This is a genomic window from Parabacteroides faecis (assembly GCF_014647375.1).
Lineage (GTDB): Bacteria > Bacteroidota > Bacteroidia > Bacteroidales > Tannerellaceae > Parabacteroides > Parabacteroides faecis.
This window is the reverse complement of the sequence record NZ_BMPB01000015.1, coordinates 19,272-42,911: the sequence shown is the minus strand read 5'-3', so window position 1 is coordinate 42,911 and position 23,640 is coordinate 19,272. Positions and strand designations below refer to the sequence as shown.

Annotated in this window: 16 protein-coding genes; 8 read left to right on the top strand and 8 right to left on the bottom strand. The window is 41.0% G+C overall.

What is annotated here, in order from left to right; all coding sequences use genetic code 11:
- Nucleotides 1–92 precede the first annotated feature (92 nt).
- Nucleotides 93–1,229 carry an AAA family ATPase gene (locus IEY67_RS20350; protein ID WP_183672204.1) on the top strand — a complete coding sequence of 379 codons (1,137 nt, stop codon included), beginning with the start codon at nt 93–95 and terminating at the stop codon, nt 1,227–1,229.
- A gap of 51 nt (nt 1,230–1,280) precedes the next feature.
- Here IEY67_RS20350 and IEY67_RS20345 read toward each other — a convergent pair whose 3' ends face one another.
- The gene (locus IEY67_RS20345; protein WP_183672203.1) at nt 1,281–2,675 is read right to left on the bottom strand and encodes a putative oxidoreductase C-terminal domain-containing protein; all 1,395 of its coding nucleotides are present in this window, start codon (nt 2,673–2,675) and stop codon (nt 1,281–1,283) included.
- Nucleotides 2,676–2,920: 245 nt separating this feature from the next.
- Here IEY67_RS20345 and dnaK point away from each other — a divergent pair, with 245 nt between their 5' ends.
- Both dnaK and IEY67_RS20335 read left to right on the top strand, forming a co-directional pair.
- A complete protein-coding gene (dnaK, locus tag IEY67_RS20340; protein WP_122352187.1) occupies nt 2,921–4,837 on the top strand; it encodes a molecular chaperone DnaK in 1,917 nt (638 codons plus the stop codon).
- Between the two features lie 256 nt (nt 4,838–5,093).
- The gene (locus IEY67_RS20335) at nt 5,094–7,283 is read left to right on the top strand and encodes a sensor histidine kinase (RefSeq protein WP_183672202.1); all 2,190 of its coding nucleotides are present in this window, start codon (nt 5,094–5,096) and stop codon (nt 7,281–7,283) included.
- Nucleotides 7,284–7,306: 23 nt separating this feature from the next.
- On the opposite strand, the gene IEY67_RS20330 is transcribed toward IEY67_RS20335, so the two are convergent.
- Genes IEY67_RS20330 through IEY67_RS20320 form a run of 3 tightly spaced genes read right to left on the bottom strand, consistent with a single transcriptional unit; the run spans nt 7,307 to nt 8,938 of the window.
- A complete protein-coding gene (locus IEY67_RS20330; RefSeq protein ID WP_183672201.1) occupies nt 7,307–8,089 on the bottom strand; it encodes an amidohydrolase in 783 nt (260 codons plus the stop codon).
- A gap of 9 nt (nt 8,090–8,098) precedes the next feature.
- On the bottom strand, nt 8,099–8,644 hold the full coding sequence (locus IEY67_RS20325; RefSeq protein ID WP_122352184.1) for a 1-acyl-sn-glycerol-3-phosphate acyltransferase: 546 nt from the start codon (nt 8,642–8,644) through the stop codon (nt 8,099–8,101).
- Between the two features lie 3 nt (nt 8,645–8,647).
- The gene (locus tag IEY67_RS20320; protein WP_122352183.1) at nt 8,648–8,938 is read right to left on the bottom strand and encodes a hypothetical protein; all 291 of its coding nucleotides are present in this window, start codon (nt 8,936–8,938) and stop codon (nt 8,648–8,650) included.
- Nucleotides 8,939–9,064: 126 nt separating this feature from the next.
- Here IEY67_RS20320 and IEY67_RS20315 point away from each other — a divergent pair, with 126 nt between their 5' ends.
- Nucleotides 9,065–10,723, top strand: a complete 1,659-nt coding sequence (locus tag IEY67_RS20315; protein WP_122375481.1) for a glycosyltransferase — start codon at nt 9,065–9,067, stop codon at nt 10,721–10,723.
- A gap of 88 nt (nt 10,724–10,811) precedes the next feature.
- Nucleotides 10,812–13,382 carry an alpha-glucan family phosphorylase gene (gene glgP, locus IEY67_RS20310; protein WP_122375480.1) on the top strand — a complete coding sequence of 857 codons (2,571 nt, stop codon included), beginning with the start codon at nt 10,812–10,814 and terminating at the stop codon, nt 13,380–13,382.
- 70 nt (nt 13,383–13,452) lie between these two features.
- On the opposite strand, the gene IEY67_RS20305 is transcribed toward glgP, so the two are convergent.
- Nucleotides 13,453–15,078: a RagB/SusD family nutrient uptake outer membrane protein gene (locus tag IEY67_RS20305; protein ID WP_122375543.1), complete on the bottom strand. Its 1,626-nt coding sequence runs from the start codon at nt 15,076–15,078 to the stop codon at nt 13,453–13,455.
- Between the two features lie 12 nt (nt 15,079–15,090).
- The gene (locus IEY67_RS20300) at nt 15,091–17,868 is read right to left on the bottom strand and encodes a SusC/RagA family TonB-linked outer membrane protein (protein ID WP_183672200.1); all 2,778 of its coding nucleotides are present in this window, start codon (nt 17,866–17,868) and stop codon (nt 15,091–15,093) included.
- A gap of 241 nt (nt 17,869–18,109) precedes the next feature.
- Between IEY67_RS20300 and mdh the strand changes: the two genes are divergently transcribed.
- The gene (mdh, locus tag IEY67_RS20295; RefSeq protein ID WP_122352179.1) at nt 18,110–19,051 is read left to right on the top strand and encodes a malate dehydrogenase; all 942 of its coding nucleotides are present in this window, start codon (nt 18,110–18,112) and stop codon (nt 19,049–19,051) included.
- A 96-nt stretch (nt 19,052–19,147) separates the two neighbouring features.
- Nucleotides 19,148–19,633, top strand: a complete 486-nt coding sequence (locus IEY67_RS20290; RefSeq protein ID WP_183672199.1) for a GNAT family N-acetyltransferase — start codon at nt 19,148–19,150, stop codon at nt 19,631–19,633.
- Between the two features lie 462 nt (nt 19,634–20,095).
- Here the strand turns inward: IEY67_RS20290 and IEY67_RS20285 are convergent, their stop codons facing one another.
- Together IEY67_RS20285 and IEY67_RS20280 are read right to left on the bottom strand one after the other, a co-directional pair.
- The gene (locus IEY67_RS20285) at nt 20,096–20,800 is read right to left on the bottom strand and encodes a response regulator transcription factor (RefSeq protein WP_122375477.1); all 705 of its coding nucleotides are present in this window, start codon (nt 20,798–20,800) and stop codon (nt 20,096–20,098) included.
- Entirely contained in the window at nt 20,794–21,951 is a 1,158-nt protein-coding gene (locus IEY67_RS20280) for a sensor histidine kinase (protein ID WP_183672198.1), read from the bottom strand. The genes IEY67_RS20285 and IEY67_RS20280 overlap by 7 nt, the downstream gene beginning before the upstream one ends.
- 125 nt (nt 21,952–22,076) lie before the next feature.
- On the opposite strand from IEY67_RS20280, the gene IEY67_RS20275 reads away from it, so the two are divergent.
- The gene (locus IEY67_RS20275; RefSeq protein ID WP_183672197.1) at nt 22,077–22,853 is read left to right on the top strand and encodes a hypothetical protein; all 777 of its coding nucleotides are present in this window, start codon (nt 22,077–22,079) and stop codon (nt 22,851–22,853) included.
- Nucleotides 22,854–23,640: the final 787 nt, after the last annotated feature.

Genomic DNA, 23,640 nt, shown 5'->3' with positions numbered 1-23,640 from the left:
TTTTATTATTTAAGACAGCTACACACCTAAAATATTCCAAGAACGCACTTTTATTATAAACATAATAATTACATTTGCAATAAAAAGAAAATATGGATATAGCAGTGACGAATCCTTTTGTCGTAGGAAGGTATATTTCTGACAAGTATTTCTGTGATCGTGAACAAGAAACGGACTTTTTGATTAAACAGATTGAGAATGGCCGCAATGTCGCTCTGATTTCTCCTCGTCGTCTAGGAAAAACAGGGCTGATAAATCACTGTTTCCGTCAGAAACAAATCAAGGAAAGTTATTATACTTTTTTTATTGATATCTATGCAACGACCTCACTAGCTGAATTTGTCTATTTATTGGGGAAATCTATTTATGATGAGCTAAAACCTTTGAAAACGTCCTGGAGCGAAAAGTTCTTTCAAATAATAAGTTCATTACGTGTTGGATTTAAACTGGATGCATTGACGGGAGAACCCGGCTTCGATATCGGATTGGGAGATATTCAGACGCCACAAATCACACTGGACGAGATTTTCAACTATTTAGAATCAGCAGACAGACCTTGTATTGTGGCGATAGACGAATTTCAGCAAATAGCCGGTTACGAAGAGAAAAATGTCGAGGCTCTGCTACGTACGAAAATTCAGCAATGCAGCCATACTATGTTTATTTTTGCCGGTAGTAAACGACATCTTATGAATAATATGTTCAATTCACCCTCAAAACCCTTCTATCAAAGTTCCATAGGTATGGGATTGAAAGCTATCCCACAAGAAACTTATATCAAATTTGCAAATCGTATGTTTGAGGAACGTGGGAAACATATTGAAAGAACAGTTACTGAGAAAGTTTATTCGATGTTTGCCGGTTATACCTGGTTCGTTCAAATGATGATGAACGAATTATTTGCTCTGACCGCTCATGGGGAATGGTGTAAAACAGATAAGATCGAAACAGCACGAAAAAATGTTATCCAAACACAAGACAGCCTTTACCGGGAAATATTAGCAAACCTGGCAACCAAGCAAAAACAGGTACTGCAGGCCATAGCCAAAGAGCGGGAAGCACAAGGGATAACATCTTCTGCCTTTATCAAAAAATACAATTTGCCTTCTGCCAGTTCCGTACAAGCGGCAGTCAAAGGACTGATAGAGAAAGACCTTATCACGCAAACAGATGGCGTTTATCGGGTATACGACTATTTTTTTGCCGATTGGTTGGCTACAGAATATTAAGGAACGCAGATGATTTCAAACATTCTACGTTCCCTAATAGCCAGCCTTTCCTTACTTCTTTGTCTTCGCCACCTCCAACGCATGCGTTGTCACATAATATTTGGCGATCATATTCGGCACTTCCCAGTTCGGTAACTTCCCGTCCTGCAAATATTGCAGATAATTTTCCATTACCTGTCCGAAATGAGCTTCATGCCCTACTCTGTATTTTGCCGGAATCTGAACCTGCCATACATTATCTGAAATCTTATTTAAAGCAACTCCCGGATATTTATCAGCAACGGTAGACATGGCACCTGCCAAATCCTTTTCATAAGCAGCCAGGTCAATCCCCTTAACAGCCTCTACAAATAATTCCGGTTTATACCCCTGCTCCTGTCCCTGACGGATCACCAGGTCGGCTTTACTTCCTTTCATAACAGAAAAATGCGTATCGCCGCCACCTTCCGGAAAGGTATAATTCCAGATAACGGAAACTTTGGCTGTCACCCCTTTGATCTTATAGACGATATCACCATTACAATACACTTTCAGCGTATCGTTTACGACATCTTTTTTCAGGAAATCGGGATAAGCATCTGTGCCCGTCACCTGCTTAAACTCTTCCGGACTAATCGAAGTCGTCCAACGGTTCGCATCGACCAATTCTATATCTTTTTTATAATCGATAATTTGTTCCGGAAAAGCTTCCCACTGAACGAGATCCACCAGATGGGTCGTCACATCCACGATACCTTCCCCCTGCTGAGTTACATCAAAATACCACACCGGACGGGTCAGCGGTTTGTTATCTACCAGTTTAAATAAATGATGTACACTTTCTTTCACAATAGCCGGTTCCTCAGGAGAACCTTTCAACTGTTCGCCATATATCGCGGGGATTGTTGAAAGTTCACGCTGCAACATCGTTGTGATCTCATTCCTTTCAGTCATAATGTCATACAACAGAATATTCTTCTGCTTTGCAATATCAAAACACTCTTCCAGCAGTTGGAAATTCTGACTGTTGATCGCCATCGGCTTGTCAGAAAGAACATGGATACCGGCTTCCAGGGTTTTCTTTATATATTCGGTCTTTTTGCCATTATTTCCGGCCTGGACCATCACATTCCCCTTCTTTTCGGATAGCATTTTCTCCAGATAATCCGGCCCTGTATAAACAACCTCATTCCACGCTGTCGGATTCTCTGCACGCGAATTAAATCCTTCGATACGCTTTAGATGTTCATTCACATCGAAGCCGGTGGGGGCGTACACAAAAACATCTTTAGAAACCTGCGGATAAGACACCTTCTGTACCAATGCCGCATGAAAATGACCGGGATCGAGCGTTATAAGCTTTACCTCTCCCGGAGCACCGGTAAAACTTTCAGCCTGCTCTTTTTTAGAGGAACAGGAAGTTCCTAATAAAAGTGTAGCCATGGTAAAAACTAGATAGTTTTTCATTTTATAAATGATTTAATTGATAATAGTCTCTTCTTTACATATAAATTAGGACATAATTCCTCCTATGGCACAAAGATAAAAATATATCGTTTTAACAACTGCCGTATTGTCATTATTTCTGACAGCAAAAACAATTCAGAACTGTTCATTGTTACTTTGGCATACGTTTTGTATACTAATTGGTGCAACTCGACAAGAGAAAAAGCAAAGACGAAAAATAATAACAATTAAAATATTATCGAATTATGGGAAAAATTATTGGAATCGACTTAGGAACAACCAACTCATGTGTTGCCGTACTGGAAGGTAACGAACCGGTTGTTATTGCAAACAGCGAAGGTAAAAGAACAACTCCTTCAATCGTTGCATTCGTTGAAGGCGGCGAACGTAAAGTTGGTGATCCCGCAAAACGTCAGGCTATCACCAATCCGGAAAAGACTATATTCTCTATCAAACGTTTCATGGGTGAAACATACGACCAGGTTCAGAAAGAAATCAATCGCGTACCTTATAAAGTTGTACGTGGCGATAACAACACTCCGCGTGTGGATATCGAAGGCCGTCTGTACACCCCGCAGGAAATTTCAGCTATGGTTCTTCAGAAAATGAAGAAAACTGCTGAAGATTATTTAGGTCAGGAAGTAACAGATGCCGTTATCACTGTTCCGGCTTACTTTAGCGATGCTCAGCGTCAGGCAACAAAAGAAGCAGGTGAAATTGCAGGTTTGAATGTTCGCCGTATCGTAAACGAACCGACTGCCGCTTCTTTGGCTTACGGCCTTGACAAGACCAGCAAAGATATGAAGATCGCTGTATTCGACCTTGGTGGTGGTACATTCGATATTTCAATCCTTGAACTGGGCGACGGTGTATTCGAAGTAAAATCAACAAACGGTGATACACACCTGGGTGGTGATGACTTCGACCATGTGATTATCGACTGGTTGGCAGAAGAATTCCTGCGTGAAGAAGGTGTCGACCTGCGTAAAGACCCGATGGCTTTACAACGTTTGAAAGAAGCTGCTGAAAAAGCGAAGATCGAACTGTCAAGCACAACAAGCACAGAGATCAATCTGCCATATATCATGCCGGTTAACGGTATTCCAAAGCACTTGGTAAAAACATTGACACGTGCTAAATTCGAACAACTGGCAGACAGTCTGATCCAGGCTTGTATCGAACCGTGCCGTCAGTCATTGAAAGATGCCGGTTTGAGTACTTCCGATATTGACGAAGTAATCCTGGTAGGTGGTTCTACACGTATCCCGGCTGTACAGGCTATCGTTGAAAAATTCTTCGGTAAAGCTCCGTCCAAAGGTGTTAACCCGGATGAAGTAGTAGCCGTAGGTGCTGCCATTCAGGGTGGTGTATTGACCGGTGAAGTAAAAGACGTACTGTTGCTGGATGTGACTCCGCTGTCTCTGGGTATCGAAACAATGGGTGGTGTAATGACCAAGTTGATCGAAGCCAACACAACTATCCCGACTAAGAAATCGGAAACATTTACAACAGCTGTCGACAACCAGCCGTCTGTAGAAATCCACATCCTGCAGGGTGAACGCTCTTTGGCAAAAGATAATAAGTCTATCGGCCGTTTCCACCTGGATGGAATCCCTGCTGCACAGCGTGGCGTACCTCAGATCGAAGTAACATTCGATATCGATGCCAACGGTATCCTGAATGTATCTGCAAAAGATAAAGGAACCGGTAAAGTACAGAGTATCCGTATCGAAGCATCCAGTGGTTTGAGCGATGACGAAGTAAAACGGATGAAAGATGAAGCTGCAGCCAACGCTGAAGCTGATAAGAAAGAAAAAGAACGTATCGACAAGCTGAACCAGGCTGACAGTATGATCTTCCAGACTGAAAAACAGCTGAAAGACCTGGGTGACAAACTTCCGGCAGACAAGAAAGCTCCGATCGAAGCTGCATTGAACAAGCTGAAAGAGGCTCACAAAGCTCAGGATATTGCCGGTATCGATGCCGCTATGACAGAACTGAACACCGTATTCCAGGCTGCAAGCCAGGAAATGTATAATGCTCAGAACGCTCAGGGTGGTGCACAGCCGGGTCCTGACTTCGGACAGCAGCAGGCAAATAACAATGCCGGCGGAAACAAAGACGGCGGTGTTACAGATGTTGACTTCGAGGAAGTTAAATAATTAAATTACATTTTCCACATAAGATGAAAGCGATTGTCGGATGCAAATCCGGCAGTCGCTTTTTTTATTCTGCCTGCTTCCTAAATAAATAAACAAAGAACCATTGAGATTCAAATAGTCTTTCATATATTTGCAGCTATCAAGCAAATGTATGCAGCAACCTTTTTTTCAACATATTATTAAAATCACGTGGATATTATTACTAATAATTACCACATCATGTAGCAAAGATCGCCAGAAAGAAAAACACAGAATTTTGGTAATTGAATCTTTTGAGCCCGAATACACAGGCTATGAAGGAAGAAAAGAAAAAATACATCAGGAATTTAAGAAACATAACATAGATGCTAACCTGAAAACATTCTACCTGGATTGTGATTCTTATCTGGATGCAGAAGAAAAAGTCAGAATGTATGAATTTCTCGATACGGTCTCTATCTGGAATCCCGAACTTATCCTGGTTTATGATGATCAAGCGGCATATTCGATAATGGCTTGCAAACATCATCTCATCAGAGAGATCCCCGTCGTTTTCGACGGCGTCAATTTCCCCAACTGGGAATTATTAAAACAGTACCCCAATATAACAGGCTTTTGGGATAAACCTGAGTATATGAAAACCGTTCAGCTAGGGGAAACAATATTCGGTCCTATGTACTTCAATATATGGACAGACAATACATTTCTCGGAAGGAAAACGACAAAAGTTTTTTTAGATGATGCGAAAAATGCGGGTATAGAAAGAGTAAACGAAAAACTCTTTACCATTGACAGAGATGGAGCCTATTCATTTACATTGGATAGTATCACAACAATAAAAGATAAAAGCCGGATACTCAAAAAGCCAGCGAAAACCAAATTCAGATTAATTGATGCCCGCGAATCCACTTCCAGCGGTTTGTTATGGTCACTTTCAGGGCTAGCCCGCTATACCGTGTTTGTACAAAGCAAAAGAGATTTTGCATCCAAACGACTGGGCCTATTCGCTAATGGTCCCACACTGTCTGTTGTCAATGAAGGCTTCGGTCTGAAAGAAGGGATCCTCGGTGGCTATTTAACATCTCCTGAAACACAAATATGCCAATCCGTAAATCTGGCAACAGAAATTCTACAAGGTAAAAAGGTAGAAGATATCCCCATTATCCCCAGTCCCAAAGAATACCTGTTAGACTGGACTGAAATAGAACGCTGGAATATATCCAAAAGCAGTATTCCAGGTTCCTTTCATATCATAAAAATGCCTTTTTACGAACGATATAAGCTACAGATCATAATTATAGGTATCCTGACAGGTATTGCCATTATTCTTATCATATCCTATCTGATATATCTCTATTTACGGGAAAACAGGAATAAACAGATCGCTCAGGAAAATCTGAAGAAAGGAGAACGCTTTTTATCCTTGGCACTTACCGGAGGCAAAGTATATGCTTTTCAGTTCAGAGACAACATGTTCTCTTTCGATAAAGAATTCTATATAGATGCCGGAATAGAAGAAAAAATGCTTCCCACAGACGAATTCAAAGCTTGTGTCCATCCTGCCAATCTGGAAAATTTTAATAACGACGTTATAAACGCACGGCAAGGAAAAATACAAAAGAACATTTCACAGATACGCTGTAACTTTGACGGGAAGGGTTATCAATGGTGGGAATTCCGCTATACATACAATCTGGAAGAGGATATCTTCAACGGACTTTGCCTGAACATACAACAGAGTAAAGAAGCAGAGCAGGAACTGATCAATGCCCGGCAGAAAGCGGAAGAATCGGATAAGATGAAATCTGCTTTCCTGGCGAATATGAGCCATGAGATACGTACACCTTTAAATGCAATCGTCGGTTTTTCCAACATAATAGCAGAGGAGGAAGAGGTTGAACTGTCTACGGAAGAACGGAAAGAGTTTCTAGGGCTGATCAATTCCAATTCTGAGTTACTGCTGAAATTGATCAATGATATTCTGGATCTGTCACGTATCGAATCGGGTAAAATGGACTTTTCGTTCAAGTCCTGCAATTTAACCGATCTGATGAAAAATATCTATCATACTCACCAGGTACTGATGCCGGCGGAGGTTAAGTTACAAATAGATATTCCGGAAAAACCGATTGTGATAGAAACAGATGCCCTCCGATTGACGCAGGTCATTACAAACTTTATCAACAATGCATCCAAGTTCACACACGAGGGTTACATCAGAATTGGTTACACATACGATATCACGGAAGAAACAGTTGATATTTACGTAAAAGATACGGGGATAGGAATACCTAAAGAAAAACAACAAGCCGTATTCGAACGCTTTAATAAACTGGATGAATTTGCCCAGGGGACAGGATTGGGACTGGCAATCTGCCAGGTCATCATCAAACGTTTCGGAGGAGAAATAAGGCTTCAGTCTGAAAAAGGAAAAGGCAGTTGCTTTACAATAGCCCTGCCTTTATAAATTTGATTCAGAAAAAACAATCATTATCCTATCGAGAAAGTATCGGCATCTTTCCACGCCGGGAACTTTGCACGCAGTTCCTCCAGGTCTCCCTTGTTCAAGGTACAGGTACGGGTTATCTCTTCCCGTTTACCGGCATCCGCCAACTTCTTTCCTTTCGGAGAAAAAGTCATTGAGTCGCCACGGTAAGTAAACCCTTTTCCATCGATCCCCACCCGGTTAACCCCACAAACATAAGCCATATTCTCAATAGCACGGGCAGGAAGTAATGCCTTCCATACCTTCTTACGTGCCTCCGGCCAGTTGGCTACATATATTAGTAAGTCATATTCATTATTCCGGTTACGGCTCCAGACAGGAAAGCGAAGATCATAACATACCTGTAAGCAGATATTCCAGTCTTTATAGCTAATGATCGTACGCTTATCCCCGGCAGTAAAATGCTTATCTTCAGCAGCCATACGGAATAAATGACGTTTGTCATAATAATACTCGTCCCCTTCGGGAGTGATAAAAAAGGCACGGTTGAAGTAGCTTCCATTGTCTTTCACAATAAAGCTACCCACAACAGCAAGGTTATATTTACTAGCCCAGCCTTTTATAGCCGGAACAGTTGGCCCGTCCATCGTATCAGCCAACCTTTCCACCTCCATGGAAAAACCGGTCGTAAATGTTTCCGGTAACACGGCAATATCCGTTTTTCCACTCACACGCCGGAGTAATTCTCCGTAATAACCAAGATTCTCATCCCTGTCTTCCCAAATGATATGGGACTGGATCATACTGATACGTAAACTGTCTGCCATAATAGTAAATTAAACTTGTACGAAATTTTCCGGGTGACAAGCTGTCACATCTCTGTAATATTCGCGGATTGTATGAATATCCTTTTCTGCGTCACCAGTCGGATAGAACAATCCTTTGATACCAGCTTCCTTCTTTGCATAATCGAAATAAGCGATCATGATAGGAACCTGTGCTTTCTGTGCTATATAATAAAAACCTTTTTTCCACTCTTCTGCCCTTTTCCGTGTGCCTTCCGGTGTTATAGCCAGTTGAAATATCTTACGTTTATTGAATACCTCAACCATCTGGTCGGTCACAGAAGTATGTTTCTGCCGGTCGACCGGTACACCACCCAACCACGAAAAGAATAAATTAAAGGGGAAAAAAAACCAGTCCTTTTTGATCAGGAAACTGGCGTTACGCCCTAATGCCGTATAAAGTAACTTTCCGACAATAAAATCCCAATTGCTGGTATGCGGGGCAACGCATATCACACATTTAGGCACATCTTCGCACATTGGACCCACTTTCCATCCGGCCATGCGAAGAAGTGCCTTACTAATAGCTTTCTTCATTATTTACTTTTCTTTGCTTAGCTCTCCTATTTCGTTTGCAATAGCATTTACTTCCGTCTGCAAATCCACACGCAACTTACGATAATACTCTTTCACCAGCGTTTTGTTGTCTTTGCCATCCGGGCTACCGGCACGGCGGATAAACTCATCCTGCATATCCAATATTCTAGTCAACAGAACATCAGCTTTTTCCTCCTCTACACCAGGAATAAATAGCCTACAAACCAATACTTCAGAAAATAGTTCACCTGCTACATAGCCGATTTCTTTCTTTAAAATTCTTCTCTTAGCCATAATTTTCAAATTAAATTATCTACAAATCTACAAAATCCTTTATTAAATAACTCATACCGCGGGAAAAAAGATAAAAATAATGTATCTTTGCAGCTTCAAATTCTCTGATTATAAACAAAATCGTTTATGGATACAAAGACAACAACGCCAGAATATCTCTTTGAAAGCAGTTGGGAAGTCTGTAATAAAGTGGGAGGAATTTACACAGTGCTGTCTACAAAAGCGCATACTCTGCAACAGATGTTCAATGATAAAGTTATTTTTATCGGACCTGATGTGTGGGGCCCCGCAAATGCTCCGGACTTTATCGAAGATGATACTCTGTTTGCTGATTGGAAAAAACATGCGAGAACCACTGATAAGCTAAAAATGAAAGTCGGACGCTGGAACGTGCCAGGTACACCTCCGGTCGTTTTGGTCGACTTCAAGCCTTTCTTCAGTGAGAGAGACGCTTTTTTCTACTCCATGTGGGAAAATTTCCGGGTAGATTCGATGCACGCTTACGGTGACTATGACGAATCCTGTATTTTTGCCTATGCCGTAGGAAAAGTGATAGAAAGTTTTTACAACTTCTATAATCTCTCCGACAAAAAAGTAACAGCTCTATTCAATGAATGGATGCTGGGTATGGGAGCACTTTACATTCAAAAGCAACTTCCTGCCATAGCTACGCTGTTCACTACACATGCTACTTCCATCGGGCGTTCCATTGCCGGTAATAACAAGGCTTTATATGCCTATATGGACGGATACAACGGCGACCAGATGGCAAAAGAACTGAACATGGAAGCCAAACACTCGCTCGAGAAACAGGCTGCACACCATGTCGACTGCTTCACGACGGTCAGTGATATCACAGCCAGGGAGTGTAAACAATTACTGGATAAAGCACCGGATATTGTTACTCCGAACGGCTTCGAACCGAATTTTGTTCCCGAAGGAAAAGAATATACAAAGAAACGTGCAGAAGCCCGCAAGACATTGATCAATGTAGCTGAAAAACTCCTGGGATGTTCCATCTCTCCGGATGCATTACTGGTATCGACCAGCGGACGTTACGAATACCGCAACAAAGGGATCGATGTTTTCATCGAGGCCATGAACCGCGTGCGCAACTCAGGAGAATTACAGCGCGAAGTCGTTGCATTCCTGATGGTCCCTGCCTGGGTCCGTGATGCACGTGCCGATCTGAAAGAGGTCATTGAAAAGAATATTCCGACGACCTCTCCCATGCAAATGCCTTTTATTACCCACTGGCTGAACCTGATGGATCAGGACAAGGTATTAAATTATATCTCACATGCAGGATTTACAAACCAGGCTTCCGAGAAGCTCAAAATCATATTTGTACCCTGCTATCTGGACGGACGCGACGGTATCTTCAATAAACCCTATTACGATCTGCTGATCGGTATGGATGTTACCGTATATCCGTCTTACTACGAACCCTGGGGATACACACCACTGGAAAGTGTTGCTTTTGGCATACCGACAGTAACTACCAACCTGGCCGGATTCGGCTTATGGGCGGAAAAAAGTGTATCCGGCAAAAACATCAGTGAAGGAGTTGCCGTTATCGAACGGACAGACTTCAATTATTTCGATGTTGCCGACGCTATCACGACTTCAATTCTCTCGCTCGTCAAGAAAGATGAAAAGGAAGTTGAAGAAATACGCAAACGCTGTTTCAAACTGGCAAAGCAGGCTGAATGGAGCAAATTTATCGTATTTTACCAAAAGGCTTTCAGCGATGCACTAGCAGCTGCGGCCAAAAGAAATGGTTAAATTTGGCTCATAATTAGCGAGATAATCCTATCTTTGCCACAGTTTTTTACATCTTATTTTAAGTTGAATCATTTTAAATCTCACAATAATGAAAATCAAAGCGAATAACGCAAACAGTCCGATCTGGAAGGACGTTTATTCACATTCGATGCTTCCTGAAGTATTGCAACCCTTACACGAAATGGCGACAAACCTGTGGTGGGTATGGAATCATGAAGGAGCTAAATTATTTGGAAAAATCGACAAAGACCTTTGGGTATCTACAGAAGGTAACCCGGTACTTTTGCTCCAAAGCTTATCTTACAAACGCATTGAAGAAATCCAGGCTGACAAAGTATTGATGGCCGAAATACAGGAAGTTTACGCTGGCTTCAGGGAATATGTAGATACTAAACCTGATGCAACGAAACCTTCTGTTGCTTATTTCAGTATGGAATACGGACTTACCAACGTACTGAAAATCTACTCCGGTGGTCTGGGCGTACTGGCTGGTGATTATCTGAAAGAAGCCAGTGACAGTAATATCGACCTGACAGCTGTCGGATTCCTGTATCGCTACGGATATTTCACACAATCCCTGTCTATGGACGGACAGCAGATTGCGAACTACGAACCACAGAATTTCAATTCATTACCTCTTTCTCAGGTTACACAGTCTAACGGTGAACCGATGGTTTTGGAAGTTCCTTACCCCGGCAGAACCGTATATGCTCACATCTGGAAAGTAAGCGTAGGCCGTGTGCCTTTGTATCTGATGGATACAGATATTCCTCAGAATAGCGAATGGGACCGCTCGATCACTCACCAGCTATATGGTGGCGACTGGGAAAACCGTATGAAACAGGAATATCTGTTAGGTATCGGTGGTATCCTGATGTTGAATAAATTGGGTATCAAAAAGCAGATCTACCATTGCAATGAAGGTCATGCTGCATTGATCAATGCTCAACGTTTAGTTGACTATATTCAGAACGACGGACTTACTTTCAACCAAGCGTTGGAGGTTGTGCGTGCTTCTGCTCTTTATACAGTACATACGCCGGTTCCTGCCGGACACGACTATTTCGACGAAGGCCTGTTCGGTCGTTATATGGGTGAATTCCCAGGTAAGCTGGGTATCAGCTGGCAGGAATTTATCGATATGGGACGCGAAAATCCGGGTTCCAACGAAAAGTTCTCCATGAGCGTATTTGCTTTGAACACTTGCCAGGAAGCAAACGGTGTAAGCTGGTTGCACGGTAAAGTATCACAGAAGATGTTCGCTCCGGTATGGAAAGGTTATTTCCCTGATGAACTTCACGTTAGCTGGGTTACCAATGGTGTACACATGCCGACATGGGCTTCTACGGAATGGAAACGTTTCTTCTACGAACATTTCGACAAGAAATTCTTCACCGACCAGTCGAACAAAAAATACTGGGAAGCTATCCAGAATGTCAACGACGATGATATCTGGGATCTCCGTAAGACATTAAAGAAAAAGCTGATCGAATATATCAAAGTTCAGTACAAACAGAACTGGTTGAAAAACCAGGGCGATCCTTCAAAGGTTGTTTCCGTACTTGAAAAGATCAACCCGAACGCACTGTTGATCGGTTTCGGACGCCGTTTCGCAACTTACAAACGTGCTCACCTGCTGTTTACCGACCTCGACCGTCTGGCTAAGATCGTAAACAATGAAAAATATCCGATCCAGTTTGTATTTACAGGAAAAGCTCACCCGGCTGACGGTGGTGGACAGGGATTGATCAAACACATCGTTGAAATCTCACGCCGTCCGGAATTCCTGGGTAAGATCATCTTCCTCGAAAACTACGACATGCGCCTGGCTCGTCACCTGATTGCCGGTGTCGATGTTTGGTTGAACACTCCGACACGTCCGCTGGAAGCTTCCGGTACATCTGGTGAAAAAGCTGAAATGAATGGTGTACTGAACTTCTCCGTACTCGACGGATGGTGGTACGAAGGTTATAAAGAAGGTGCTGGTTGGGCATTGACCGACAAGCGTACTTATGAAAACCAACAGTACCAAGATCAATTGGACGCTGCAACAATCTACCATATCCTGGAAACAGAACTTATCCCGACTTATTATGCTAAGAACAGCAAGGGATATTCTCCTGAATGGATCCAGTATATCAAAAATTCCATGTCACAGATCGCTCCCGACTATACAATGAAACGTATGTTGGACGATTATATCAATCGTTTCTATAACAAGCTGGCTACTCGTTCCGCTCATTTACGTGAAGGAAACTTTGCAGAAGCAAAAGAGATCGCAGCCTGGAAAGAAGAAGTGGCAGAACATTGGGATAGCTTCCAGGTTGAATCATTCACCTGTAGCAAAGACCTGGCTATCGACGGACCGGTTGTTGGTAAAGAATACTCTTTCAACCTTGTGATCGACCGTAAAGATCTTCAGGGAATGTTAGGAGCCGAAGTGGTTGTTACCAAAGAAAATTCTGAAAACCATCAACTCGAATTACTTTACACTAAACCGTTCGAATTGAAGAAAGAAGAAGGTTCTAAACTGTTCTTCGAACTGAAAACGACTTCAAGCGAAGCTGGTGTTCATAAGATGGGCTTCCGTGTTTACCCTGTAAACAAAGAATTGCCTCACCGCATGGACTTCGCATATGTTCGCTGGATTCAGTTATAAAAAGAATTCCATATAAACTAAGTAAAAAAAGGATGCTCTCCCTGGGAGGCATCCTTTTTTTATTCGATTGCTAATATCCGGGATTCTGTGTCAGATTGCCATTCAATAATAAAATATTCTCCGGAATCGGGAAAACGGTCGTATAACCGCTGCTTTCATCCGGCAACTGCGGACGGCTGCTATAGGCACGTGTAAACAGTCCGAAGCGAACCAGATCCTGTCTCCTCCACCCTTCCCAGGCAAATTCCATTTGCCGTTCCGCCAGGAGATTCTCTAATGTGGCCTGCCTGTCAGCCATACCGACACGGGAACGTACCTGATTCAGTTCCGCATCCCCGTTCTCTCCGTTCCTAACCTTGGCCTCACTCTTCATCAAGAGGACATCTGCATAACGGAACAACACAATATCATTATCCGACAATTTTCCGTCTTTAGTCGCCGTTTTATCTATCGCATATTTCTTCATACGGGCACCGGCCACTTTTTCATACGGTTTGCCGGTAATATCCACATCCACCAGCCAGGGCAGATACTCCAGCACCTCTCCGGTATCGAGCCGGACAGTATCTCCATTCAGATCGAGTACGACACCGGCAAAATAACATTTACTGAAACGGGCATCGACCTCTTCCGTATCATAACCAAAAGTCCGGAGTACTTCCTGAGTGGCAGAAGAGCCGTTTTCTCCGGATAACCCATATGCTTTCGCATGATTATAGTGACGGGAACGAAACAGGTATTGCATCTGATTCGTATAAAAGTTCTTATCCATCGGAACAGTAAAGATATTTTCCACCGATGTTTCATTGAATACTGAAAAATTCTCTTCATAAGTAGGCGTAAGCCGATAACCCGATGCGGTAATGGAATCACAATAAGCCATTACCGTCTGCCAGGCATTCAAACGCTGCCCGCCCACCTCAAAAAACAGGTTCCTGCCGTCCGGACGACTACCGCTGGTCCAGTTATTATTCGTATAAACCTCAGCATTTAAGGCTAATTTAGCTAACAGGAAATAAGCTACCGGACGAGTCATACGACCATAATAGTCACCGAACTGGTTGCTACGTTCCGGACTCAATAAGGGAGTTGTCTCCTGCAATTCTTTCACAACAAATTCAAAAACCTCCTGACGCGTACTCTGTTTGACCTCTTTCATCGGTGTAGAAGATGACAGCACAAGAGGAACACGTCCGAACATATCCACCAGATAATAATAATACATCGCCCGGAAAGCCCGTACCTCAGCCATATAAGGCGGAATATATTTATTTCCGGTCTGTTTATAAAATTCGTCCAGACGTTCCAGTGACTTATTACTCAATACTATCACCTTATACAAATACTCCCACGTGGCCCGTATAGCATCGCTGCTCACCCCCCATTTATGCAGGAAAAGACCTTGCCAGAAACCACCGTCATACCAGTCACCGCCACGTGTAGGCAGAATAGCCTCATCGGTAGTAAATGTATTCAGATCGTATATTCCCCGGTATGTTCCCTGTAATCCCTGACTATCGCTATAGCCTCCCACATAATTATAAAGCGTAGCAACCGTATTCAGATAAACAGCAGTCGCACTATCATACGCATCTTCTTCCGATATCTGATCTTTCGGATTCTCTTCCAGAAACTTACTGCAGGAAAGGAAAGCAAAGCTATATAATATACAGAAAAGCAAAACAAACTTCTTCATCGCCATAAACTATTAAAATTGAAAACTCAAACCGACCGTATAAGAGCGGTAAACCGGATAGTTCCGTTTATCGTCTATTCCCAGCGTATTATTTACAATATAACTATTGATCATCGGCGTCAAACCGGAATAACCGGTGATCGTCGCCAGGTTGTTGACAGAACAGGACAAACGCAGATTCTGTACATATTTTCTCCATTTACCCAAAGGCACATTCCAACCGACAGTCAGGTAATCGAAATTGATATAATCCCCTTTCTCCAGCCAGTAATCTGTAGCTGTCTGGTCCTTGATATTTCGTTCAGGAGCCCCTTGCATTACATTGTAATCAGGGAAACTCCCCATATTCATATAAGTAAGAGAAGTTCCGTTATATATCTTATGGCCGAATGCTCCGTTTATCTGTAAAGAGATATCAAACTGTTTGTAACGGAAACTGATATTCGATCCCAGCATTGTCTTTGGTGTTGCCTGTCCAGCGATGTAACGGTCTTCGCCATCTTCCAGGTTCACGCCGTTACCATTCAGGTCAGCAATCTCATACTGGTAACTCCCGTCTTCACGCTGCGTCAACCCGGTACAATGAGGAAGATAAAAGACACCTAACGGTTGTCCGACCACCTGGTAAACAATGTGGTTATATCCACCATGAAAACCGGCGCCGTTCAGGTCCGAAATACTGGTATATTCGGGAGCCGACATATATTCACCGTTGTACATACCACTCAGCGATAATAGTTTATTCTGCTGGAACGTCACATTCACATTGACACTCAGCTCCATATCTTTCGTCTGCAACGGAGTAACCCCGAAACCCAACTCTACACCGCTATTCCGCATAGAACCCAGGTTTGCCAACAACTTATTATAAGCAAAAGGAGGAACACTCACATCATAAAGATAAAGCATATCGCTGGTTTTCGAATTATAATAATCGATCGTCATCAACAAGCGGTTACGGAAAAAACCGACATCTATACCGGCATTCACGGTACGTTTCACCTCCCACTTCAGATCGGGATTGGCATTCCGTATCACACCCATCGTTACCGTCGGGCTTCCTCCCACCGATACAACGCCATTAGGCTTAACCAACTGCAGGGAATTATAGCTGTCTATTGCATCCTGATTACCGGACAAACCATAACCGGCACGTAATTTCAGATTGTTCAGGAAAGTGAACTGTTTCATAAAATCCTCTTCCGTTATCACCCAGGCGGCCGAAACCGAAGGAAAGAACCCCCATTTATTATTCTTACCGACTTTCGAAGAAGCATCCGCACGGGCATTGACCGTTGCGACATATTTTCCGGCATACACATAATTCACACGCCCCAGAAAAGAACTCAAACGGGGATCTTCATAATAAGAGTTCGTTCCTTCCCAAAGCCGTACGGCACCGGCCTGCAAATTATTATACCCAAACTTATCCGTAGAAAAATTGGTGACCGTTGTATAAAATCCGGTCAATATATTCTTCTGTGCCTCTGCCAAACCCAGCGCATCCAGATGATGCTCACCCCAATCGTTGGAATAACTCAGCATCAGATTCCCCAACAGGTCTTCCATCTTCCTCTCCCCTTTATAGGCTTGTCCGTGTGCCCATACCGTTGTCGGCAGATATTGGGAGTTATCTATTATATTATATGTATAAGAACCGAAGGCGGAAAACTTCAATTGCTTGCTCAGCTTCAGTGTAAACTTGAGATGCGTATTAAAGTGAGCATTGGAGTCGTCATCTTTTACTTCCAGCCAGGCAAGCGGATTGGTGATCTGGCTGGCATTGGTTACCCCATTCCATGCTCCGGTCTGTTCATCCCTGTGATTCGGGAATGTCGGGTTGAAAGCCGCAGCCGAATAAAAAGTCTTCTGGATATCGTTCAGATAACGATTCTTTTGAAGGGAACCGAAAACACCCAGATCAATCTTCAACCGGTCGTTGAACGCACGCTGGGCAATATCCAGCTTGACTGTAAAATTCTGCAAATCATTGGTTCGTACTACCCCATCCCGGTCCATAACCCCGAGGGAAGCACGATAATTAGACGTTTCAGAACCTCCCCCCAAAGCGATATGGTGGTTCTGCACAATCCCGGTCCGGGTTATTTCTTCCGGAAAATTCGTATTGAAGCCCAGATCCAGTATTTCGATATTACGGTCTGCCGCCACTGCCCGGAAGTCACCTCCTGACAACATCTTCATATTCTTGTAGACCGCCTCGATCCCGAAACTGCCATCGTAACTGATACTGAACGCACCGCCTTTTCCTTTCTTCGTAGCGACTTCGATAACCCCCGAAGCACCACGAGAACCGTATTGAGCCGTCTCGGAAGCATCTTTCAGGATGGTAAAGCTTTCGATATCCGCCGGATAGATAGAACTAAGCGTATTCAGATCGGAAGAAACACCGTCGATAATAACCAACGGATCGTTTCCCCCTGTCAGGGAGGTTGTTCCCCGAACCCGGACAGAACTCAACGCTGCCGCCCTGTTCGCCCCGGTAGAAATACTGACACCCGCCGCCTGCCCGCTCAAGGCATTCAGCGAACTGGATACATATCCCTTGTTCATACGTTTCTCGGAAACTTTATCGACAGAACCGGAAATGGTCTGCTGCCTGCCGGTAGCATATCCGACAGCGATCTCATCATCCAGTCTCACAGTATCAGGAACGACCGTTCTGAATGTATCCGGCAATAACGGTGCTACCTGTGCCTGCCCATCCAGTCCGGAAACAAATAATAAGATGACAGGATATATCATTAAACAAGAATGAAATAACTTAACCATATGCACACAGATTTAAGATTAGTAAACCCCTTTTTAATAAAACTACTGATCAATAGCGATTGTTCATGCTACCGGTAATGTTTTTTAAGAAATCCGTTCTCCCCCTATTTAGCGATAATTAATAATCCGGAGAATTAAATTATTTACGGAAATATTTCTTTATTCAGCAATACATTGTACCTTTGTCCTCGATAAAAACAGGAAGTATTTTTATAAGTAATAACATATAAAACTTATTATTATGTCTAAAGTAACAGTTGTTGGCGCCGGTAATGTAGGTGCTACTTGCGCAAATGTTCTTGCCTTCAATGAAGTGGCAGACGAAGTTGTAATGCTTGATGTTAAGGAAGGTGTTTCCGAAGGTAAAGCAATGGATATGATGCAGACAGCTCAGCTGCTGGGTTTCGATACAACAGTTGTAGGTTGCACTAACGACTATGCTCAAACTGCAAATTCTGATGTTGTAGTTATCACTTCAGGTATTCCCCGTAAACCGGGTATGACTCGTGAAGAGTTGATCGGTGTTAACGCTGGTATCGTTAAAAGTGTAGCTCAGAACATCCTGAAATATTCTCCGAATGCAATTATCGTAGTTATCTCTAACCCGATGGATACAATGACTTACCTGTCATTGAAATCTCTGGGTCTGCCGAAAAACCGTATCATCGGTATGGGTGGTGCATTGGATAGCTCACGCTTCAAATATTTCTTGTCTCAGGCTTTGGGATGCAACGCTAACGAAGTAGAAGGTATGGTAATCGGTGGTCACGGTGATACAACAATGATTCCGTTGGCTCGTCTGGCTACTTACAAAGGTATCCCTGTTAGCAAATTGTTAAGTGCTGACAAACTGCAGGAAGTGGTTGCTTCTACTATGGTAGGTGGTGCTACACTGACTAAACTGCTGGGTACTTCTGCATGGTATGCACCGGGTGCAGCAGGAGCTTATGTAGTTGAATCTATCATCCACAACCAGGGTAAGATGGTTCCTTGTTCAGTTTATCTGGAAGGAGAATACGGCGAATCAGATCTTTGCATCGGTGTTCCTGTAATCCTTGGCAAGAACGGTATCGAAAAGATCGTTGAACTGGAACTGACAGCTGAAGAAAAAGAATTGTTCGCTAAGAGCGCTGCAGCTGTTAAGAAAACAAACGAAGCATTGAAAGAAGTAGGTGCTTTATAATCAGTAAACAAACTCGATTGATTATATCTTAAGAGGATAGCTCCACGGAGTTATCCTCTTTTTATTTTTATCATTAACTTTACACAAAAAAGAATCATGATACGCCCGATGACATTGAACGATGTGAGTGAGATAACCTGCATCTATGCCCACTACGTAAATAATACCGTTGTGACTTTCGACACAAAAGTCCCGTCTGAAACAGAGATGCGCGAACGCCTGCTGCCTATTATCGGGAACTGTCCTGCCTGGGTCTGCGTGGAAGAAGGTAAAATAGCAGGCTATTGTTACGCCCATGAATGGAAAACGAAGAAAGCCTACAGCAGCACCGCAGAAACGACCATTTACCTGCATCCGGACCATCTCAGGAAAGGATACGGAAGAATATTAATGGAACAACTGATCGAAGACTGCCGCAAACGTTCCTACCATGCACTGATCGCCTGTATCACTATCCCCAACGAGCCGAGTGTGAAACTCCATGAGAGACTGGACTTCAAACAGGTATCCCACTTTCATGAGGTTGGACGGAAATTCAACCGATGGCTGGACGTTGCCGATTATGAACTAATACTTGAATGACCCAGTATAAAATTAAATTCTCCATATCTTGTAAGAAATTACCTGCTTCAACGACTATATAGTACAGTTCAATAAAAAACATTCAGTATGAAACAGTCGCATGAAGATTTCCTCAGGATACTGTCCGACTACCAGGGTATCATCCACAAGGTAAATCTACATCGATAAAAGCATCGCTTACCAAAAGAAATATGATACCTACATCAGCATCGGACTAACTCTCTTTATCGTAGGAGTCTTTATCATACGGAATTATATCCTACACGGAACAATCATTTTGTTCACATTAATTGTGGTACTGATTACGGTATCCATTGCATTATATTTATCCTACGTTCGCAAAAAACGCTTCAAAGAAGTACGTAATTACTTGCAATCGTTATATGACTTGCTTTAGTCAAACCATGTAATCTGATATAGATTTCAGGCAGACATCAAATTACAAACGGAACGGGAAGTATTTCAATTGTTCCCGTTCCGTTCATCGATAAAAAGCATATATCCTATATCTGGTAATGTTCTTATAGTCAGACTATCATCTAAAAGTAAAAAGGCTCTCAATTTGGATATAAAATTATTCAAGCTAGCATCATAAATATCACAATCATCCCAAATCTCCTTAAAAAAACGGCTGCGAGGAACTACTTCACCCTGTTTTTCTATCAACAATAATAATATCTGGTATTCAATCTTGCTAAGCTTCTTTATTAATCTATTTTCCAAAAATAGGTCACGAGTTTCTTTATTTAATTGTAATCTGCCAAAATTGATCAAATGAGAATGCCCAGAAGAAGAACAAGCATATTGCCGAATATAGACAATAAGTTCTTCCATATCAAAAGGCTTTTTAATATACACTTTCCCTCCGGCTTGTATGCCTTGGGCAACCTCATATCCTCTAACATGTGAAGACACAAATAATATAGGAGTTGTAATCCCCCTGGATTGCATCTCGGAGGCAAAGTCAATCCCACTATCCTCCCCCATCTCGACATCTAACACAATTATATCCGGCTCAAAAGAGAGGACAGCTTCCTTTGCCCCATATAAAGAGGATTGGTAAACAGCCTCCATTTTCTCTTCTTTCAAAATAGATACGATCATATTTCCCAACAAAATATCATCGTCAAAAACAATCACTTTTATTATTTTATCTGAATTCAACATGGTAATGTTATAATAAATGTACTACCTTCTCCTTCTACACTTTGGAAAGTAAGATCTCCCCCCATATTCTTTACAACCCGGGCTGTATACATCAATCCGAGTCCATGTCCCTTTGGCTGGTCATGTCGATCACCTCTACAACATTGTGCAAAAAGTTTTTTCCGAAGCTTTCCGGAAATTCCCCAACCTGTATCTTTTATAGCAATAGAAAAAGTATCCAACCTCTTTTCAAGAAGAATTTCTATCTTTACATTTTCATCAGAATACTTTAATGAATTATCTAACAAGTTTGTAAGACTATTCCTCAGATAAAAAAGATCTGCTTCAATCCAATCTGTTTCCATTTTATCTTCTATCAATAGTGTAAAATGCTTATTAAAGTAAAGTACTGATAAATTTTCAATAATAGAATCTATCAACCCACGCAAATCGACAGGTTCCTTTTTTATAGAGACGTGTTGGTCAGTCATTTTCAAAACAGACAATAGTGTCTCTATAGCATTACTCAACGTATATAATTGTGCTTTACATGCCAGAAAAGATTGTTTCTTTACATGATCACTTTCCTTTCCGGCAAATCTTGAAATAAGTAAATAAGTCAAACTTAAAGGTGATTTCAAATCATGTATAGTTCCATATATTGCTAAAGCATTTGATTTCAACTTCTTTTCCTTTTTCATGATATTTAGCAGCAAATAAATCAAACATGCAATACTAAATATCATTGCCCAACATGATATATCATTAATTCTCTTCATTTTTCCTATGATAAACGAAGAAGGAATAATGGCAGAACAGCATAAAAATAAAGAATCTGAAATTGCTATCCGTGGAGACAGATAAATATAATCATCTGCTTTTTCCACATAATTCCCAACCGTATTAATTATCCGTTCATTTTTACACAACTCTAATTTATAAGGGAGCATAAGGTTAGCTTCTTCCAAATGTTTTTTCAAACTTATATCCACTTTCTCCAAATTAACAGACAAAGAATCCTGATCATCTCGTTGAATACTAATATTCAGCAAGTTATTAAACAAAAGAGAATAATCTTCATAATATGTCTTCTTCATATTATGAATCCAGATTCCCTGATTCAAAATAATTGACAGGAACCCTAAAAGAAGAACAAAGGTTGCACCTTTCATAGATATCTTGATATGAATGCAAATATAACTAAAATAAATATCAATGATTATTCAATTATGAGATAATAGTTAGAATACATTATAGCCATCACCAGTAATTTTGTCACACATTAAAATTTAATAATATGAAAAAAAGTTATTACCTACTTACTTCGCTGCTAATTACAGCCATTTTATTCTCTTGCCAATCAATATTTGACCAAGAAAGTAAAGTTTCTAACAATCCTCAGGATTATATAGGACAACTCCACAATGAAGGTATGGATTATATTTTAAATGAAATAATCAAACTACCCAAAACGAAATCAGGAACAAAATTTTTTGATATCCAGTATATCAAAAAAACGACTATTTCCTTTATGAAAAAGAAAGAACTACTCAATAAACAGATTACAAAATCTGCATATAACGATACTTTTCCTGATTCTCTCAATTTCTCTGATGTTCCAATATCTAATCTTCAAAAAGACTATCTTATTCGTTTAATTGACATTTTAACAGTACCAAAAGAGGCTGATATAAAAACTGTTACAAACAACATCATAGAACTTGAAAACGAAATACTACAAAATAATAATCTTGGAGAAAATGAATGTTTTCCTATTCTCTGTGGTTGTTCTGTTGCACGCTATTCTGCAATATACTGGAATGAAAATTTAGAAAAATGGAGAGTAAATATTTTAGGGATAAATAAATCTCAACAAAAAACTATAACAACTAAAAGCGGAGATCCGGAAGAAGGCTTTTGGGATGGTGTATGGGATATTGCAAAAGAAGATGCTATTGGTGCTGCCTTAGGCGCTCTTGGAGGAGCTAGTATAGGTGGTATAGGAGCTGGTCCCGGTGCTATTGGCGGAGGATGTATAGCTTCTGGAACAGAAGCTGCACACAAAATATTTTAAATAGAACAAAATGAAATATATTTTAAAATGGATTTTATTTGCCATTCTTATATATGCATTCTTCTTTCTATCCAATTTAATAATAGAAGGAGGTAGTAAAGATTTAACAAATCTCATTTATAGGAGTCTTATGTTATCATGGCCTTGTCTATTTTTTTTCATTTGTACTTCTAGATACATACAAAAAAAACAGATTATATATAAAGAATTTTATTCCTTTTCATTTATATTCTATATTATACAGTCATTGATATTTTATAAATCAAACATAGTGAATAATCTAAATAAAAACTATATATTATCCAATATAGAAGCAATATTCTTAACTTTTACAATCATATTAATTGTAGTAGGTATTGTGAAATATAAAATAAAAAAGTAGTTATTATCAGAATTAGCCTATTACATCTTAGTTGAATAGGCTAATTCTAAGATTATATTATTTTCAATGAGAAAGAGATTCAATTTTCAACAAAAATAGAATACTGAGATCTTTACTAATCTAACATTAGCAAGCTTACTATTTTTATTTCCTTTAATATCAAATAGAACAAATTACATATACATAAAAGAAATATTAGTTTTTAGTACCTGTGCAATTCTCATATTACCCCATTTATTATCCAAAAACAAAATACATATACAGATATACGACATCTATATTATCATAGGAATTGTTTATATCACTTCACATATAAACAATTGGGAAAAAGACACTTATACAATAATTTCCTATCTTATCTTATTTTACTCAATATCAAAAACAAAATGGAATATTAACATTTTA